Genomic DNA, 763 nt, shown 5'->3' on the forward strand with positions numbered 1-763 from the left:
AGCTCGCACTCGAAGTCCCCACACACCGACCGCATGATCTCCTCCATGCGCCGCAGGTGGGCATCGGTGAACACCTTGTGCCGGAACTTGGTCACGAAGACCAAGTGGACATGCATCGCGAACGTACAGTGCCGACCAGTTCTGATCTTCTGCATCTCACCCATAACCCAAGTATGTATCGTGGTCGGCATGCAGCTTCGGTACAGCTTCCGCCTGTACCCGAACGCCGTCCAGCAGGCCGCGCCCGCGAGGGCGTTCGGGTGCGCCCGCGTCGTGTTCAACGACGCGGTCCGCGCCCGCGAGGACGCCCGAGCGGCCGGGGAGCCGTTCCCGAAGATCGGGGAACTGTCCACACGGCTGATCACCCAGGCCAAGACCACCCCGAAACGCTCCTGGCTGGGCGAGGTCTCCGCCGTGGTGCTCCAGCAGTCCCTGCGCGACGCCGAGACCGCGTACCGCAACTTCTTCGCCTCCCTGGGCGGCACCCGCAAGGGCCCGGGACTGGGAGCGCCCCGCTTCAAGTCCCGCAAGGATCACCGGCAGTCGATCCGGTTCACCGCGAATGCCCGCTGGAAGATCACCGACGCGGGCCGCCTCGACCTGCCGAAGATCGGTGCGGTGAAGGTGAAATGGTCCCGCGCCCTGCCCGTCACACCTTCCTCGGTGACCGTGATCAAGGACGCGGCGGGACGGTTCTTCGCCTCCTTCGTCATCGACACCGATCCCGCCACCGACGCGGAACGTCTGCCGCAGACCGAGAACA

The 763-nt window shown here is 66.3% G+C and carries 2 protein-coding genes; one reads left to right on the top strand and one right to left on the bottom strand.

Going from position 1 to position 763, the window contains the following annotated elements; translation table 11 throughout:
- On the bottom strand, positions 1 to 164 hold a 164-nt coding region (locus AC3ETA_RS47800), incomplete at its 3' end, for a transposase (protein WP_432199176.1).
- A gap of 25 nt (positions 165 to 189) precedes the next feature.
- On the opposite strand from AC3ETA_RS47800, the gene AC3ETA_RS47805 reads away from it, so the two are divergent.
- A partial coding sequence (locus AC3ETA_RS47805; protein WP_432199175.1) for an RNA-guided endonuclease InsQ/TnpB family protein occupies positions 190 to 763 on the top strand: 574 nt, incomplete at its 3' end.

This window comes from Streptomyces sp. bgisy027 (assembly GCF_057710365.1).